This is a genomic window from Burkholderia sp. Tr-20390, assembly GCF_017104595.1.
Lineage (GTDB): Bacteria > Pseudomonadota > Gammaproteobacteria > Burkholderiales > Burkholderiaceae > Burkholderia.
In genome coordinates this window covers 1-208 of the sequence record NZ_JAAGPC010000467.1, presented here as the reverse complement: position 1 = coordinate 208, position 208 = coordinate 1, and the positions used below count along the sequence as shown (strand labels likewise).

Below are 208 nucleotides of genomic sequence, written 5' to 3'. Positions count from 1 at the left end.
GCAACGATCGAACGCACGCTCGCGCGCATCGGCGCCTTCCGCGCCGGCCTCGAAACGGCGTTCGCGCCGCCCGTCGAGCAGGCCGCGCGTTGCGCCGACGACACGATCGTGTGCCGCTGCGAGGAGATCGACGCGGGGACGCTGCGCCGCTGCATCCGTGGCGGCGCAGCGACCGAACTGAACCGGTTGAAGGCGCTGACCCGCGTCG

General features: G+C 73.1%; 1 pseudogene. It reads left to right on the top strand.

The window, feature by feature from the left end:
* Positions 1-208 (top strand): annotated as a pseudogene (locus tag G3N98_RS39575) ((2Fe-2S)-binding protein); the annotation flags it as partial.